The organism is Priestia sp. TRN 1309 (assembly GCF_050846875.1).
Classification (GTDB): Bacteria; Bacillota; Bacilli; order Bacillales; family Bacillaceae_H; genus Priestia; species Priestia zanthoxyli.
In genome coordinates this window covers 739,390-755,461 of sequence record NZ_JBOZGM010000002.1, presented here as the reverse complement: position 1 = coordinate 755,461, position 16,072 = coordinate 739,390, and the positions used below count along the sequence as shown (strand labels likewise).

Below are 16,072 nucleotides of genomic sequence, written 5' to 3'. Positions count from 1 at the left end.
CACTTCTCGTCTATCGAGAAGTGATTTTTTTATCTTTCTGTATCCATAATGGGGAATTTTTTGTTTTTATATAATAGTAATACGGAAAAGGTGGTTCTAATTCCCTAAAAAAATACGCTTCATACAGTTTTAGTTGTGGTTATCGATTTGGCATGGAATTTGCATACGCAAGAAGGGTTTATCAGACATTTTAATTGTCAGGCAAAGAAAACTAGTTACATACTATAAAACTATTTTACATTATCTACTAGAATCAAAAAATTTTAATAATATAGTAAAATGTAGTTGACCTTCCTAGTTTTAGAATATAAAATAAATCTTGCTAATAGTTTGAAAATTCTAAAATGGAGGGGTTTACTTGAAAAGCTGGAAAAAGATTTTGGGGACATCTTTTCTTGCCACAACTGTTACATTAAGCGGAGTGGGACCAGTACTTATGAATGGAAGTACTGCTTCAGCTAAAACCGCACAATCGGAGGAACTTCCGAGTTCACCAATTGATATGAATACAGTACCGGAAGAAAGATTGGCTAACGCACTGAAAAACCAAGGAGTTATTTCTCAAAGTGCAACACCGCAAGAAGTGAAGAAAGCCGTTACTTCTTACATAAACAAAAAAGATGCACATAAAGAGAGCATGAAAGGACATAAAGCTAGCAAAATTGATTTGAAAGCGAAAGAAATGCAAACAAAACAAAAAGAAAAGTTTCAACGAGGCGAATTTGCTAACATTAAGTCTCAAGGAAACAATTCGGGGAACGGGGTAAACGTTAAACCTGCAGCTCAGGCAAAATATAACGGACAAGTGAGAAAAGATAAAGTTCTTGTACTTTTAGTCGAATACGCAGACTTCAAGCACAATAATGTCGTTCAAGAACCTGGTTACATGTATGCAAAAGACTTTAACCGAAATCACTATCAGCAATTAATGTTTGGAAAGAAAGACTTTACGCTATTCAACGGAAAGAAAATTAAAACGTTTAAACAATATTATGAAGAACAGTCTGGAGGTAGTTACACAGTAGATGGAACGGTTTCTGACTGGTTAACCGTACCTGGAAACGCAAAAGAATACGGAGCAGACAATCCAGCGGGAGGAAACGATAATGCGCCTGGATCTAAAGGGCCTCGTAACCTTGTAAAAGAAGCGCTTGCTGCAGCAGCAAAAAGCGGCATTAACCTTTCAGATTATGATCAGTTCGATCAATATGATATCGATGGAGATGGCAACCGCAATGAGCCTGACGGCATAGTGGATCACTTAATGGTCATTCATGCTGGAACTGGGCAAGAAGCAGGTGGAGGTAAACTAGGAAACGATGCTATCTGGTCTCACCGCTCTACTTTGGGACAAGTATATAAAGTTCCTGGAACAAACATGGCTGCTTATGATTATACAATCGAACCAGAAGACGGAGCAGTTGGGGTTTTTGCTCATGAATTTGGCCATGATTTAGGTTTGCCGGATGAGTATGATACACAGTATACGGGTCAAGGTGAGCCGGTAGGCGTTTGGTCAATTATGAGCGGAGGGAGCTGGGCTGGTGAAGTAGCTGGAACAGAACCGACAAGTTTCTCCCCGCAAAATAAAGAGTTTTTCCAAGCAAATATGGGTGGAAACTGGGCAAATATTCAACAAATTGACAGCAAAAACATTACAAAATCGGGCTCTGTGAGCGTGGTTGATCAAAGTGTCACAAAATCTAAACGACCAGGTATTGTAAAGATTAATTTACCTAAAAAAGCTGTTCAAGGGATTAAGCCTGAGTTTGGAAGCAACTATTATTACAGTAAACGCGGAGACGATCTGCATACGACGATGACAACGCCAGAGTTTGATTTAACAACGGCCAACACAGCTAAATTCAATTACAAAGCGTTCTATGAAGTAGAGGCAGAATACGATTACTTATATGTAAATGCGATTCTTCCTGACGGTTCAAAAGTTCTGTTAGATACAATTGGTGATAAAGCGAATAATGCAGATGGTTCTGCTGAAACATCTAACGGAAAATGGGAAGATAAAAGTTATGACTTAACGCAGTTTAAAGGTAAAAAAATCAAGCTTCAATTTGAATACGTCACGGACGGCGGACTTGCTCTTCAAGGATTCGCTCTTGATAATGCTAGTTTAGTAGTAGATGGAAAAACGGTATTCACGGACGATGCTGAAGGAGCTCCAAAAGTAACGTTAGATGGATTTGAAAAGACAAACGGCATCAGCTATAAAGATAACTATTATTACCTTGAGTGGAGAAACTATGCAGGCAGTGATAAAGCACTTCAATTCGCGCGCGGTGCAAAATATAATACAGGCATGCTGCTTTGGTACGCAGATGAAAGCTATCTTGATAACTGGGTAGGACAACATCCGGGTGAAGGATTCCTTGGTGTAGTTGATTCACATGCTCATAAAGTTCTTTACTTTAATGTGAATGGTATTAGCACTACAGCAAATTCAAGCCGATATCAAATTGCAGACGCCGCGTTCTCATTTGATAAATCACCTGCTTGGTCATATTCTCATAAAACGTGGGGAACGATTTCATCTAAAGAATCAAATGGTGTTACAAGCTTTAACGATAAAAAATCGTATTTAGATGAAAGAATTAAAGATGCAGGCCGCTTGCTTCCTCAAAACGGATTAAAATTAGACGTAATTGGTGAAGCAAAAGACAATTCAGCTGGTGCTGTATGGATTCATAAGTAAAATTGGACTTATTAAAAAGATCTGAAGAGCGTATTCTTCGGATCTTTTTTTGTAACATAAAATCAAAATAAACTATGAGCTAAATAATCAAATAAGTTAAGCCCGTTTAAAAAATAGAAAAAAGGGAATTTTCAACAGTGAATAATTGTTATTATGTCATGAAATTCATCCATATAATCAATACTAATAGGTAAAGAAAATATTGAAAAGGAGTTCTAACTATGAGCTATCGTATCGAAAGAGATTCAATTGGAGAAATCAAAGTGGCAGAAGATAAACTATGGGGAGCGCAAACGCAAAGAAGTAAAGAAAACTTTCCAATAGGGATTGAAAAAATGCCGATTGAAGTAATACGCGCTTTTGCGGTTCTGAAGAAAAGTGCGGCTATTAGCAATCATAAACTAGGCAAACTATCAGCAGGGAAATCGGAAGCCATCGTGCAAGCTGCTAACGAAATTATTGAAGGGAAATGGAATGAACATTTTCCTTTAGTAGTATGGCAGACAGGAAGCGGAACGCAATCAAACATGAATGTAAATGAAGTGATTTCCCACCGCGGAAACCAGCTAATAAACGGCGACGAAACGCTCCATCCAAATGATGATGTTAATATGTCACAAAGCTCTAACGATACTTTCCCTACAGCTCTTCATATTGCAGCTGTACTAGAAGTCGAAGATCAATTATTGCCTGCTTTAAAAACATTAAAAGAAACGTTTGCTGTGAAGCAAGAGCAGTTTAAAGATATTATTAAAATAGGAAGAACCCATTTACAAGATGCTACACCGCTAACACTAGGACAAGAAATTAGCGGATGGCATCATATGCTCGAAAAAAATGAAGAAATGATTAAACAAAGCGTAGAGTATATGAAGGAGCTAGCTATTGGCGGTACAGCTGTTGGGACGGGGATAAATGCACATCCTGACTTCGGCGATGAAGTAGCGAAAGAAATCAGCAGCACGCTTGGAAAAACATTTATCTCAGCACCTAATAAATTTCATGCATTAACAAGTCACGATCAAGTGGTTTATGCCCATGGTGCACTCAAAGCCTTAGCAGCTGACTTAATGAAAATCGCCAATGACGTACGCTGGCTGGCAAGCGGTCCTCGGAGCGGATTAGGTGAAATCACGATTCCTGCTAACGAACCAGGAAGTTCTATTATGCCTGGAAAAGTAAATCCAACTCAAAGTGAAGCTCTAACAATGGTTTCTGCACAAGTGTTAGGGAATGACGTGACGATTGGCATTGCGGCTAGTCAAGGAAACTTTGAATTAAATGTATTTAAGCCGGTTATTATTTATAATTTTTTACAATCAGTCAGACTGCTGACAGATTCCATGCAGGCTTTTAACGATAAATGCGCAGTAGGAATTGAACCCAACAAAGAGAAAATCCAGCATAATCTAGAAAATTCTCTTATGCTTGTAACAGCGTTAAATCCGCACATAGGGTATGAAAATGCGGCTAAAATCGCCAAGCTGGCTCATCAAGAAGGAACGACATTAAAAGAAGCAGCGGTAAAAACAGGCCTTCTGACAGAAGAACAATTTGAGCAATGGGTAAATCCAGCTAATATGATTCATCCATCAAAATAAAACAAGAAGCCAAGCAGCTTAGAATGCTTGGCTTCTTGTTTTATAATAAAATGAACATTGTTCTAAATAAACATATAAAAAGAGAAAGCGGATTAAAAGAAATTTTACACTACCTTGTACTAGATTCAAGTACATACGATTAGGGTATTTACATCTTTATAAAGGAGGGATTCAAGTGACGTACGAAGTGAAGTTTTATTTTGGAAATGAAAAATCAATCAGTACATTGGTTGAATCAGAAAATGTAAAAGAGCTTGAGGAATCTATTATTCATACGCAAGGATGGTATCGTTATTATGACAAAAAACACGAAGCTTATTTAGCTATTCAAATGAGCAACGTTTTACACATCGTTATAAAAGAATATCAAGATCCGGAAAAACAGGGGTTTTAAAATATTCGTCGTATACATAAGGAAGCTAGCAAAAGAGGTGAAAACTATGCAAAGTCGACATTCAAATAATCCTATTATTCTCGATGTTTCTCATCATCAAGGAATCATTAATTGGAAAGAAATAAAAAACACCTCAGTGAAAGGGGTGTATATAAAGTTAACAGAAGGCGGAACTTTTGTAGACCCTAGATCTTATGAAAATTATATAGGTGCTAAAAATGCGGGCTTGAGAGTAGGATTTTATCATTATGCTCACTGTACAAATAGCCCGGAGAAAGAAGCTGCTTTTTTTATTGCTCAGCTTGGACAAATGAAACTAGACCTTCCGCCGTGTTTGGATCTAGAAGAAGATAAGAAAAAATCCAAAGAATTTGTTTCTCGCTTTGCCGTAAGCTGGCTCGAGCATGTTCACAAAACAACAGGGATTAAGCCTATCGTATATACTAATTATCATTTTGCTAAAACTTTTTTTACAACTGAAATAAGTAAGTATCCTTTGTGGGTAGCAAGATATAGTGCAAACAACAGACAAGGCGGTATGCAGCACCCTGGTGAGCTAAGTCAATGGCAGCGGTGGGCAATGTTTCAGTATACGGATTCTGGCAGAGTAAAAGGAATTTCTACAAATGTGGATATAAATGAAATGGACTGCTCATTTTTTAAAGAAGTCACAACAAATCTCTCTATGACGAATAATACAAAAGGACCATTTGTCTATTCCAAAGGTGATAGAGGGTTAGGAGTCAAACAAATTCAGCAAAACTTACTTACGCTAGGTTTTTCTCTTCCGAAGTTTGGAGCAGACGGTTTCTATGGAGATGAATTAATCGCTGCAGTGAAAAAATTCCAGAATCAGTATGGCCTTTTTTCAGATGGAATAGCAGGAGCGGACACGCTGCAGCGTCTTATTAAAGAAGTGAATAATCTGAATAATCGGGTTTGAGAGAGTACCTGAGAGGGAAAAGTTATTGTAAGATTCAAAAAGGTACAAGGAAGGAGTTATTATGAGAAAACGAAAACAAAAAGCATTGATATCAGGTATTACGCTATCAACGGTAGGAGTCGGCATTACGTCTTATCTATTAAGCGATGCTGCGAAACGCCGAAAAGTAAAAGGACTTGTTCGAAGTGCCAAAGTAAAACTTTCAAGTTTATCTAAAAAACAGCAGGTAAATGCTAGCCTAAATAAAGATGCGCATTCAGATCCTACGTACGTTTCTGAAAGCAATATGATTTCAGAAGGACCTATGTATCAAGATCAGCATAGATAATAAAAAAACTAGTCTTGCCTCGGGCGAGACTAGTTTTTTTTATCAATTTTATAAATAGCAGCGCTTATTCATGTTACACTCTCTATATAAGGGAATTATTTCACGCATATTTACAAGTAAAGGAGGAATAGAAGGAGTGATTAGTAGCGGATTATTTGTTAACTTATGTATTTTTTCGTTTTTTGTCAGTATTATGATTGCGATACGAATATTTTTGCTGCAGCGTCTAGCCCATAAATACAAATGGATGAGTGGTATTTATGCAAGTATTGTTTCTGCTATTCTTATGATATATAGCGTTACGTATCAACAGATTACATATGATTTACGTTTTCTTCCTCTTATTTTGACCGTTCTATACTTTGGTTATAGAGCCGGTGCAGTTGCAGGTATCACTATGGCTGTGTGCAGTATCTATTTAGAAAGTCATTGGTTACTGACTATCTTAATTTTAATCTTTACCTTTTTATTTTCCCTTCCTCTTATTCGATATAGAAAGCAGTTTTCTTTATTAAAACAATCTCTTCTTTGTTTTTTTATTCATTTTATCGTTCATGTCTTACTGACGAATTACTTTTGGAATACACCTATTCAGTCGCCGTTTTATAGCGAAATAGAATATTTAGTGTTCGGAATTCTCGGACTGGGAGTAGCTGTAGCGACGATAGAATTTTATCGTAAATTTTACGCTGTAGCAGAAGAAGCTGCTTATGCTGGATCAGATTCATGTAAGGATGAAGAAGATTCTTTTTTTGTCAGAATAATGAAAAAAGAACTGGAATATACGAAAGAACAGCTGGAGTCTTTTATTAATCATCACATGGATGCGGTGATCATAACTGATTTAGAAGGGCGGATCTTGCGAGTTAATGAAGCCTACGAAAAAGTATATGGCTGGAAAGCCCACGAAGTAGTTGGGAAAACATATTACGAAATAGCAGGGGCTTTTAGTGAGGACGTACATGAGAATATAAAAAAGACGGTTGCTGAAAAAGAGGCAATCAATCGAGTAGAAGTTGTAAGAGCTCGTAAAGACGGAAGTTTAGTAGATCTTCGCATCACTATTTCGCCAATTTTTAATGGGAAAGATGAGTTAATAGGTTTGTCTGGAGTATGTGTGGATATATCTGAGGCTAAAAAAGCGAGAAAAGAGCTTGACTTGCTGCATCGTAAGCTTAAGGAAAGTGAGTTGAAATATCGAACGTTATTTGAATATGCAAACGACGCAATTTATTTACTTGAAATAGGTTCTAATCATTTTCCTTCTCGTTTTATCGAAGTAAATGAAGCTGGATGTAAGCGCTTTGGATATACGAGAGAAGAGCTTTTATCCATGCCATGCCAAGATATTATACCTAGAGATTCTGACATTGTTCGAAAAACGGTTGAAGAAATTCGCCAAGGAAATCTTTCTTTCACGCTGCAATCACAGTTTACATTTAAGTCTGGAGAAGTAAAAAAACTAGAATATAGTGGGAAATTGTTCAATATAGAAAACAAAAAAGTGCTTCTTATTGTTTCAAGAGACAGGACAGAATACCTAGAAACAGAAGAGCTGTTGCAGAAATCTGAGAAATTAGCAGCGGTCGGTCAGCTTGCTACAGCTATTGCTCATGAAATTAGAAATCCTTTAACGGCCATCAAAGGGTTTATGCAGCTATTAACTGAAAAAGCGAGTAAAGAAGAGTTAACCTATATGAACATTATATCCTCTGAAATTGAGCGTATTGAAATGATTACAGATGAATTCATGTCTGTGGCAAAACCACAGGCTGTAACATTTCAGTCGATTGATTTGCAGCTGTTAATTCAACAAGTGATTTTATTGCTGCAGCCTCAAGCAACCATGAAAAACATTTTTATTGAACTTCACTCATATGGAGAATTGCCTCTTGTATATTGTGAAAGCAATCAAATGAAACAGGTGTTTATAAATATTCTTAAAAATGCGATTGAAGCAATGCCTTCCGGAGGCGAAATTAAAGTTGAGCTGAGACAAAAAGACAACAATCACCTTCATATTCAGATTATTGATGAAGGTGTAGGAATTTCAAAAGATCGCATTAAACATTTAGGTGAACCATTTTACAGTATTAAAGAAGACGGTATTGGGTTAGGGTTAATGATCTGCTTTAATATTATCCAGCAGCATAAAGGAACTCTTAGTATTGAAAGTGAAGTAAACAAAGGGACGAATGTGGAAATTTGTTTACCGTTAAAATAAAAGGTAATCAGTTAAAGGCAGAAGAAATTTTGCAACAAGTTGTTTAGTAAAGTTATAATATTCTATGTTGGAGTAAAATAAGCAAAGGAGTGGTTACGATTAAACAGAAAAAGTGGATTAACATATTTCGTATTCTGTATATTATTTTTGCTATTATTGCAATTGGAGCATCTTTTGGAGACTATTCTTTCGGGCTTAATAATCCCCGCATAGTCAGTTTAACGGCTCTCGTTTTGGCGGTTATTTGTATTGTTCCGTATTACATACTTCGCTTTAAAGAACAAGCTTCTAAAAGTAAATAAGTTAATATTTGTTATCTTAAAAGAGGCTGTGACAAAAGCAGTTTAGTTGAAGGGAAATCCGAACGATGAATCGTTCGGATTTTTTCATTGGTAGGGTGAACGTAGGTTTCATCTATTTAGTTGCTTCTAGCTATTGATTGGAGTGATTTCGTTATGTCTCAATTTCTTTTTTATTGTTATAAAAGGGCGATAAATGGGCGAGCATTTTTTCTAGCCTGTACATATGCTATAGAGTAAACAGGCTACGGAGGTGAAGTGAAATGGGATTTTACAACTGGGGTTACGGCGGTGGTTATGGCTACGGCGGCTACGGTAGTTACGGTGGCGGTTTTGCATTAATCGTTGTACTATTTGTTTTATTAGTTATCGTTGGTTGTGTATGCTTGAAATAAACAGAAAAAGCACGGATTTACAAAGATTTTAGTAGATTCGTGCTTTTTTACGTTCATAAGAAGTACAGTACTATAATAAAATAATGTTGTGCACGTACATAAAAAACATATAAAAAATTTAATTAATAGATTAAAAAAATAAAAAAATGAAGAGAAAGAGTATATCTAAGCCGAAAAAATGGTCTGAAATTTATAATTTTCCTTATAAGTAATTTTTGTAAAATGCTTCATAGAACTGACAGTAAGAACGAATAACGCTACCTATCCTACTAGTTTTTATCAGCTGGCTAGAAGAATTATTTTACTTGTATGAAAATCAACATAAATGATTTTCATATAGTTTAAATAGGTAAAAAAGACTTATTGCAGAGGACCTATTTTTAGTTTTCATAATAATAGGAATATTGAAATAATATATAGACGTAGTAATCTTTAGTTGCTATAATGTTGCTAATTATCGCAATTAACAGAAAAATTGAGGTAATTAAATTTACTAGGGATAGGGAGAAAAAAACTATGAAAAAGAAAAAACAGGCTTTAAAGGTATTATTATCAGTTGGTATTCTTTCTTCATCATTTGCTTTTGCACATACGAGCAGTGCTGCGCCAAACAATGTACTTTCAACTGAAAAGTATAACAAAGAAATTAAATCTCCTGAGTTTATTTCCGGAAAGCTCTCGGGCCCGTCATCGCAGAAGGCTCAAGACGTCGTATTTCACTATATGAATACAAATAAAGACAAATATAAATTAGGAAACGAAAATGCTCAAAACTCATTTAAAGTGACAGAAGTGGTGAAAGATCCTATTGAACAAGCAACCGTGGTACGCTTGCAGCAAGTATATAATAATATTCCCGTTTGGGGATCTACTCAATTAGCACACGTAGCGAAAGATGGAACCTTAAAAGTTGTATCAGGTACAGTAGCTCCTGATTTAGATAAAAAGGAAAAGCTAAAAGGCCAAAAGCAACTTGATAGCAAAAAGGCGATTCAAGTAGCTGAAAAAGACTTAGGCTTTAAGCCGACGTATGAAAAATCTCCTTCATCTGAACTGTATATTTATCAAAATGGTTCAGACACTACATATGCTTATGTAGTAAATTTAAATTTCTTAAATCCTGAGCCAGGCAACTATTATTACTTTGTTGATGCTACTAGCGGTAAAGTACTAGATAAGTACAATACAATTGATTCCGTAGCTGGTCCAAAAGCCGACGTGAAGCAAGCGGCAAAGCCGGCAGCGAAACCTGTAACAGGCACAAATGCTATTGGCTCAGGTAAAGGAGTTCTTGGAGATACTAAATCCTTAAAGACAACGTTATCTAGTTCTACTTACTACTTACAAGATAATACAAGAGGCGCTACAATCTATACGTACGATGCAAAAAATCGTACATCTCTTCCGGGTACGCTATGGGCCGATACCGATAATACGTACAATGCAACTCGCGATGCAGCTGCAGTAGATGCTCACTATTATGCAGGCGTGACATATGATTATTATAAAAACAAATTTAACCGCAACTCCTATGACAATGCAGGAGCTCCGCTAAAATCGACTGTTCATTATAGCAGCGGCTACAACAATGCGTTTTGGAATGGCTCTCAAATGGTATATGGAGATGGAGATGGAACTACTTTTGTTCCGCTATCAGGAGGATTAGATGTTATCGGACATGAATTGACGCACGCGGTGACAGAAAGAAGTTCTAATTTAATCTATCAATATGAATCAGGTGCATTAAACGAAGCGATTTCCGATATTTTCGGAACGTTGGTAGAATACTATGACAACCGAAATCCAGATTGGGAAATTGGAGAGGATATTTATACGCCTGGAACAAGCGGCGATGCACTTCGTTCAATGAGCAACCCAGCGAAATACGGAGATCCGGATCATTATTCAAAGCGCTATACAGGTTCTAGTGACAACGGCGGGGTTCATACAAATAGCGGTATTATCAACAAAGCTGCCTACTTGCTAGCTAACGGAGGAACTCATTACGGAGTTACTGTAACAGGCATCGGCGGAGATAAGCTAGGAAAAATTTATTACCGTGCCAATACGCTATACTTCACTCAGTCTACAACGTTCAGCCAAGCGCGTGCAGGTTTAGTACAAGCTGCTGCTGATCTATACGGTTCAGGCTCTCAAGAAGTAATTTCAGTAGGTAAGTCATTTGACGCAGTTGGTGTTCAATAAGCTATAAACCAAAAGTCGCAAGATAAATGAGGTATCTGGCGACTCTCTATACTACCTAACTACCAATAAAGGAGTACTCGTATAAATATATTACAGTACTCCTTTATTTTATGTTAATAAATAAGGAAGATAGATTTCTTCCCAATCCATAAAAATCCACTTCTTATTCCTCCCTTTTATATCCATTCGAATTATGCCGTTGTTTGTTAAATGAAGAGGACCCGTTTTAGTAAACGGTCTTATCATAAAATGTTATAATAAAGAAAAGGCTTGAATACATACATATGAAAAAGGAGTGGAGGAATCAATGGACAAAATTGCTGTTATTTCAGATATCCACGGAAATCTCCCTGCATTAGAAGCAGTTTTAGCTGACATACAACAACGAGATATCCATCGCATCATTTGTCTAGGTGATTTAGTAGGAAAAGGACCGGATTCAAGTAAAGCAATTGATATCATAAAAGAAAAGTGCGAAGTAACAGTAATGGGGAACTGGGATGACTTCATTACAAAGCCTGCGGAATTTGAAGCGTTAAAATGGCATCAAGAGAAGTTAAGTTCAAACCAAGAAGCATACTTAAAGGAACTTCCTTTTTCTGTTGAGTTTATGATGAGCGGGAAATTAATTAGAATGTTTCATGCTTCACCTAGAAGTCTTTATGACCGAATTCAACCCTGGGATTCACTTGAAAAGCGCCTTAGTCTATTTGCTAATACGGAATATACGGAAAATATAAAAGGATCAAGAGAACCGGATGTCATCTGTTACGGAGATGTACATAATGCATTTATTCAACATATTAAAGGGAAAACGCTGTGTAATGTAGGAAGTGTAGGAAACCCGCTTGATTTACCACAAGCTTCCTATCTTATCTTAGAAGGAAAGGATCAAGACGAAAGTCCTTCAGCATTTTCTATTCAATTTGTGCGTATTCCATACGATATTGAAAAAGCAATCGAATTGGCGAGAGCTGTAGAGATGCCGGACTTTGAACCCTACGTTCAAGAATTAAAAACAGCTCGCTATAGAGGACTAAAAAATTAAGAGTAGAATGTATCTTAACCTTCAGCATAAATGCTGGAGGTTTTTTAGTTGAGTAGATGAGAGGTTTTTCAACATCATTAGTATGATACATACAAATAGAAGTTATTCAGATGAGTTTAAAGAAGGAAAAACTTGGAGAAAAACATACAGCATTTGAAAGGAAATAAATTTTATTTTATGAAGACAATATGAAGAGGGCAATTCCATTTGAACATAAAGTTATGCAAAAATGCCCCTGAAAAGCTGTTTTTAACATAACGAGTGGAGGAATACATGATGAAATTTTTTATTGATACAGCTAACCTGGAAGATATTAAAAAAGCATATAAAATCGGGGTATTATCAGGTGTTACCACAAACCCTTCGCTAGTAGCTAAAGAAGGCGTAAAGTTTGAAGATCGCATCGAAGAAATTTTAAAAACCGTCCCGGAAGTAGAATCCGTTTCAGCAGAAGTCACCCCCGACACAGTAACAGCAGAAGACATGATTGCGCAAGCAGAAAAGCTTATAAAAATTAACGGAGGAGACAAAAATATAACAATTAAACTTCCTATGACCATTGCTGGATTGGAAGCAACCCGTTATCTAGCTAAAAAAGGCGTGAAAACAAACGTAACGTTAATTTTTACAGTGAATCAAGCGCTTCTAGCAGCCCGTGCTGGTGCGACATACGTATCGCCATTTTTAGGACGCTTAGATGATATTTCAGAAGACGGTGTGTATCTGGTATCTCGAATTGCCGAGCTATTTCGAATTCAACATATTGACTCACAAATTATAGCAGCGTCAGTCAGACACCCAGATCACGTCACACGAGTAGCTCTTGCTGGGGCTCATATTGCGACCATTCCGTATGCTGTAATTGAACAATTAGTAAAACACCCGTTAACAGAACAAGGAATTGAAAAGTTTGCATCAGACTGGGAAAAAGCTGTGAAAAGTTAAATTCACTTAAGGAGAAGACATCATTTGAGTGTCTTCTCTATTTAAAGGGTATACGAAGATTCTTTTTTTCTATTTTGCAGCAAACAACTTATCATTAATAGGCGAACATCCTATACATATATACAGAGATGACATACGTTAATAGAAACGAAAGAGGTGGTAAAATGGGATGTATTATTAACATTGAGAATATCGTGACTAACGGGTTAAAAGACAATTCAAATGTAAGCGTAGGCTGTGTTGTACAAAATAGTCACACGGCCAATACAAAATCGGTAGGAGCTTGTTTTTCGTTTGGAAATAGCTCTCCTGCTATTGCCTCTATGACAAACAGTAATATCGACTTTTGCAAAGATGAAGAAAATAAAGAGCAACAATCTTAAAAACAATTCCAGAAAGAGTATTTCTGGAATTGTTTTTTGGTAAGTGATAGAGTTTTGTTAACGAGATATTTTATGCTCCAAAAGGAAAATATTCATAAAGAAGGGGAGCTGTGCTATGAGCATTATTTCTATGATTCCTTATACATACGTTGAAAGAAAAATAAAACGAACAAAAAAAGTGACGATTCAGCATTCAAAAGACATGTGCTTATATACGGATAATATTGAAACAGAGAATGAGTCCTTTCACATTAACAGCGTATTTGACATCTCTTACAAATGCGTTTCAAAAGAAAGCGGCTTTTTATACTTACATACAAATCAAGGAATGTTCGCTTATACCATACACACCGATCCTGGTGATTTTATAGCAGCATATAAAGATATAAAAAAGAAGAGGTGAGCAACGTCACCTCTTCTTTTTTTGGTTTATTATTTGATCCACTGTACAACTTGATCCATACTTCTTCTTGTTTTTTCGCGTTTAGGTTCGTGAATACGGTAGCCGAACGCAACCATAACAGAAACATCAAACTTGCCGTCTTCTAGTAATCCTTCTTCTTTTAGAATTTCATGTACTTGGTCATAGTTAAACCCTTCAATTGGGCAAGAATCAATGCCAATTTGAGCAGCTGATGTCATCATATTAGCTAGTGCAATATAAGATTGTTTGCTGGCCCAATCAAATAGCGCTCGCTTGCTTTCGAACAAGTGAAAATCATTTTCTTGGAAATCTTTGTAACGAGGCATTAATGTCTCTAATACATCCTCCGGCATTTCTTTTACGTTTTTCTGAAGATTTAACACATATTCAGAGTCATATCTTGCGTCTGTACGAGAAAGAATAATAACAAAATGACTTGCTGTAGGAATTTGGCCTTGTGCTCCCCAAGAAACAGCTTTTAATTTTTCTTTTAAATCTTCATTTTCAACGACTAAAAATTTCCACGGCTCGTAACCTACTGAGCTTGGAGATAAGCGCCCCGTTTCTAAAATGAATTGGAAATCTTCATCGGAAATTTTCTTCGCTGGATCAAACTCTTTTGTAGCATGACGAAAGTTAAATGCGTCTAAAATTTCTTGTTTCTTATCTGTATTGTTCATGTGTAAACAACCTTTCTGTAAAAATATTTAATGATGAACTGTTCAGAGTAATCTATACCCTGTATAGCTTACAACTAACAGTCAGTTAACATACAATTTGTCGTAAAATCCGTTTGCAGATTTATCATAAATCATATAATTCATCCTAACAAGTACGCACATTTTTGTTGTATAGTATACTTTTTTATACTATTGATACAGTTTTATAAGAAGCAGAAAGAAGTAAACGATCTGGGGAGTGTATGTAGGAAAGCAGTTAAGAGGGGGAGAAAGGAGAAGAGGAACCTTCTCCTTTTTAGTTAAATTTTTGTATTTGATTTTTTCGCTTTGTTTTCAAGTTCACTTTTCGGTTCTGTTGAAAATTCAACATCTTTTCCGTGCCCTTGAGGGTTAACACCAGGAGCTACTTGACCTCGGTTAGCAGATTTTTTTGTACCCATTTTCGTCACCTCCGTTCGGTTAGTATGTGCAAAAAAGTGAAACAAAAATCAGGAAATAAAGAGTGCAAGTATAAGTCGAGTTTGAACACGACTATCTTTAAGCATTTTCATCACATAAACAAGATACCCATTCAAGAGTCCATAAAAAAACACCCCTAAAAGGGTGCTTTTCTGTTTAAGAATCTGAACTTGTCGCTCTGTCTGCATATGGATAGATAGGATCTTTTAATTGAAATTCGTAAGTCATGCCATCTACAAGTCCTACCGTTTTATTGCTATCATAAAGGTCCAGCATAAAAGCAGCCATTTCTTTTGACGTATGAAACTTATGTACTCGTCCTTCGTATTCAAAATCACTCATATCCATCGAACGCTGTGCAAATTCTGTTTCAGTAGCCGCTGGAGCTAGAACTTTAGCCTGCATTTTTGATCCTCTTCCTTTCAATTCTTGAGAAAGACCTTCTGTAAATGCACTTACATAGAATTTTGTTGCGCAATAAGTGACTGCATCAGCAACAATGGTGTAGCCGCCTCCAGAAGAGACATTAATAAGCTGTGTACCTTCAACATTTTCATAATCTCTTACAAATAGAGAAGAAAGAATGGTTAAGGCTTCGATATTTAAGTGAAGCATTGTTTCAATTTTAGTTAATTTTTGTTCACCGACAGAAGCAAAGTTTCCAAATCCAGCATTGTTAATCCATGTTTCTAACTCATATTCTTTAAGCGACTCATAAAACGTGTGAGCATTTTCTGCCACGGATAAATCAACCGACTGGATAATAACATTTACATCTTGGTTCAGTTTTTCAATCTTTTCTTTTAACTCATCCAGCTTGTCCTCTCTACGTGCAGCTAATATAAGGTTTTTTCCGCGCGCTGCGAAAGCTAAAGCTGTTTCATATCCAATTCCCGAACTTGCGCCAGTGATTACTGTATATTTCATGTTAATTCCTCCATTTGCGATGTTTTCGAATTGATTATAATTGTTAAAGTATACTTTAAGTCAAGCGTTTATTCGATTTATTTTTCCCTTTATCAGTCTGATTATAA

At 36.4% G+C, this 16,072-nt stretch carries 15 protein-coding genes and 1 pseudogene; 13 read left to right on the top strand and 3 right to left on the bottom strand.

The features are described from left to right. Positions 1-358 precede the first annotated feature (358 nt). From ACRPLQ_RS11150 to ACRPLQ_RS11090, 13 genes and pseudogenes are all read left to right on the top strand, one after another. Positions 359-2,710 (top strand): immune inhibitor A domain-containing protein, encoded by a 2,352-nt coding sequence (locus tag ACRPLQ_RS11150; RefSeq protein WP_028413376.1) that lies wholly within the window; start codon positions 359-361, stop codon positions 2,708-2,710. Positions 2,711-2,931: 221 nt separating this feature from the next. Further along, a complete protein-coding gene (fumC, locus tag ACRPLQ_RS11145; protein ID WP_033578958.1) occupies positions 2,932-4,311 on the top strand; it encodes a class II fumarate hydratase in 1,380 nt (459 codons plus the stop codon). Positions 4,312-4,486: 175 nt separating this feature from the next. After that, positions 4,487-4,705, top strand: coding sequence for a hypothetical protein (locus ACRPLQ_RS11140; RefSeq protein ID WP_108674720.1), 219 nt, complete (start codon positions 4,487-4,489; stop codon positions 4,703-4,705). A gap of 46 nt (positions 4,706-4,751) precedes the next feature. Further along, complete coding sequence (locus tag ACRPLQ_RS11135; protein WP_047750989.1) at positions 4,752-5,648, top strand: GH25 family lysozyme; 897 nt, start codon at positions 4,752-4,754, stop codon at positions 5,646-5,648. 61 nt (positions 5,649-5,709) lie between these two features. Next, a complete protein-coding gene (locus ACRPLQ_RS11130) occupies positions 5,710-5,976 on the top strand; it encodes a hypothetical protein (RefSeq protein ID WP_028413373.1) in 267 nt (88 codons plus the stop codon). Positions 5,977-6,112: 136 nt separating this feature from the next. Continuing rightward, positions 6,113-8,200 (top strand): PAS domain S-box protein, encoded by a 2,088-nt coding sequence (locus tag ACRPLQ_RS11125; RefSeq protein ID WP_028413372.1) that lies wholly within the window; start codon positions 6,113-6,115, stop codon positions 8,198-8,200. 89 nt (positions 8,201-8,289) lie between these two features. After that, positions 8,290-8,502, top strand: a complete 213-nt coding sequence (locus ACRPLQ_RS11120) for a hypothetical protein (protein ID WP_013083131.1) — start codon at positions 8,290-8,292, stop codon at positions 8,500-8,502. A gap of 260 nt (positions 8,503-8,762) precedes the next feature. Beyond that, positions 8,763-8,894 (top strand): YjcZ family sporulation protein, encoded by a 132-nt coding sequence (locus ACRPLQ_RS11115; protein WP_033578960.1) that lies wholly within the window; start codon positions 8,763-8,765, stop codon positions 8,892-8,894. A 606-nt stretch (positions 8,895-9,500) separates the two neighbouring features. Next, positions 9,501-11,099, top strand: a pseudogene (locus ACRPLQ_RS11110) (M4 family metallopeptidase); the annotation flags it as partial. Between the two features lie 307 nt (positions 11,100-11,406). Continuing rightward, complete coding sequence (locus ACRPLQ_RS11105) at positions 11,407-12,147, top strand: metallophosphoesterase family protein (RefSeq protein WP_047750988.1); 741 nt, start codon at positions 11,407-11,409, stop codon at positions 12,145-12,147. Between the two features lie 276 nt (positions 12,148-12,423). Then, positions 12,424-13,092 (top strand): fructose-6-phosphate aldolase, encoded by a 669-nt coding sequence (fsa, locus tag ACRPLQ_RS11100; protein WP_028413368.1) that lies wholly within the window; start codon positions 12,424-12,426, stop codon positions 13,090-13,092. A 164-nt stretch (positions 13,093-13,256) separates the two neighbouring features. Continuing rightward, the gene (locus ACRPLQ_RS11095) at positions 13,257-13,475 is read left to right on the top strand and encodes a spore germination protein (RefSeq protein ID WP_033578963.1); all 219 of its coding nucleotides are present in this window, start codon (positions 13,257-13,259) and stop codon (positions 13,473-13,475) included. 115 nt (positions 13,476-13,590) lie between these two features. Further along, entirely contained in the window at positions 13,591-13,878 is a 288-nt protein-coding gene (locus ACRPLQ_RS11090; RefSeq protein ID WP_028413366.1) for a hypothetical protein, read from the top strand. Positions 13,879-13,907: 29 nt separating this feature from the next. Here the strand turns inward: ACRPLQ_RS11090 and ACRPLQ_RS11085 are convergent, their stop codons facing one another. The 3 genes from ACRPLQ_RS11085 to ACRPLQ_RS11075 all read right to left on the bottom strand — a co-directional run bounded on the left by ACRPLQ_RS11085 (position 13,908) and on the right by ACRPLQ_RS11075 (position 15,965). Continuing rightward, on the bottom strand, positions 13,908-14,579 hold the full coding sequence (locus ACRPLQ_RS11085) for an NAD(P)H-dependent oxidoreductase (RefSeq protein WP_047750986.1): 672 nt from the start codon (positions 14,577-14,579) through the stop codon (positions 13,908-13,910). A 299-nt stretch (positions 14,580-14,878) separates the two neighbouring features. Further along, positions 14,879-15,019 (bottom strand): small, acid-soluble spore protein L, encoded by a 141-nt coding sequence (sspL, locus tag ACRPLQ_RS11080; protein ID WP_013057030.1) that lies wholly within the window; start codon positions 15,017-15,019, stop codon positions 14,879-14,881. Positions 15,020-15,194: 175 nt separating this feature from the next. Next, complete coding sequence (locus tag ACRPLQ_RS11075; RefSeq protein ID WP_328171576.1) at positions 15,195-15,965, bottom strand: SDR family NAD(P)-dependent oxidoreductase; 771 nt, start codon at positions 15,963-15,965, stop codon at positions 15,195-15,197. Between the last annotated feature and the right edge of the window lie 107 nt (positions 15,966-16,072).

What these genes read in the sequence shown, in the direction of transcription:
- fumC (WP_033578958.1), top strand. Translation starts at nt 2,932, where the DNA reads ATGAGCTATCGTATCGAAAGAGATTCAATTGGAGAAATCAAAGTGGCA.
- ACRPLQ_RS11135 (WP_047750989.1), top strand. Translation starts at nt 4,752, where the DNA reads ATGCAAAGTCGACATTCAAATAATCCTATTATTCTCGATGTTTCTCAT.
- ACRPLQ_RS11130 (WP_028413373.1), top strand. Translation starts at nt 5,710, where the DNA reads ATGAGAAAACGAAAACAAAAAGCATTGATATCAGGTATTACGCTATCA.
- ACRPLQ_RS11115 (WP_033578960.1), top strand. Translation starts at nt 8,763, where the DNA reads ATGGGATTTTACAACTGGGGTTACGGCGGTGGTTATGGCTACGGCGGC.
- ACRPLQ_RS11105 (WP_047750988.1), top strand. Translation starts at nt 11,407, where the DNA reads ATGGACAAAATTGCTGTTATTTCAGATATCCACGGAAATCTCCCTGCA.
- fsa (WP_028413368.1), top strand. Translation starts at nt 12,424, where the DNA reads ATGAAATTTTTTATTGATACAGCTAACCTGGAAGATATTAAAAAAGCA.
- ACRPLQ_RS11095 (WP_033578963.1), top strand. Translation starts at nt 13,257, where the DNA reads ATGGGATGTATTATTAACATTGAGAATATCGTGACTAACGGGTTAAAA.
- ACRPLQ_RS11090 (WP_028413366.1), top strand. Translation starts at nt 13,591, where the DNA reads ATGAGCATTATTTCTATGATTCCTTATACATACGTTGAAAGAAAAATA.
- ACRPLQ_RS11085 (WP_047750986.1), bottom strand. Translation starts at nt 14,579, where the DNA reads ATGAACAATACAGATAAGAAACAAGAAATTTTAGACGCATTTAACTTT.
- sspL (WP_013057030.1), bottom strand. Translation starts at nt 15,019, where the DNA reads ATGGGTACAAAAAAATCTGCTAACCGAGGTCAAGTAGCTCCTGGTGTT.
- ACRPLQ_RS11075 (WP_328171576.1), bottom strand. Translation starts at nt 15,965, where the DNA reads ATGAAATATACAGTAATCACTGGCGCAAGTTCGGGAATTGGATATGAA.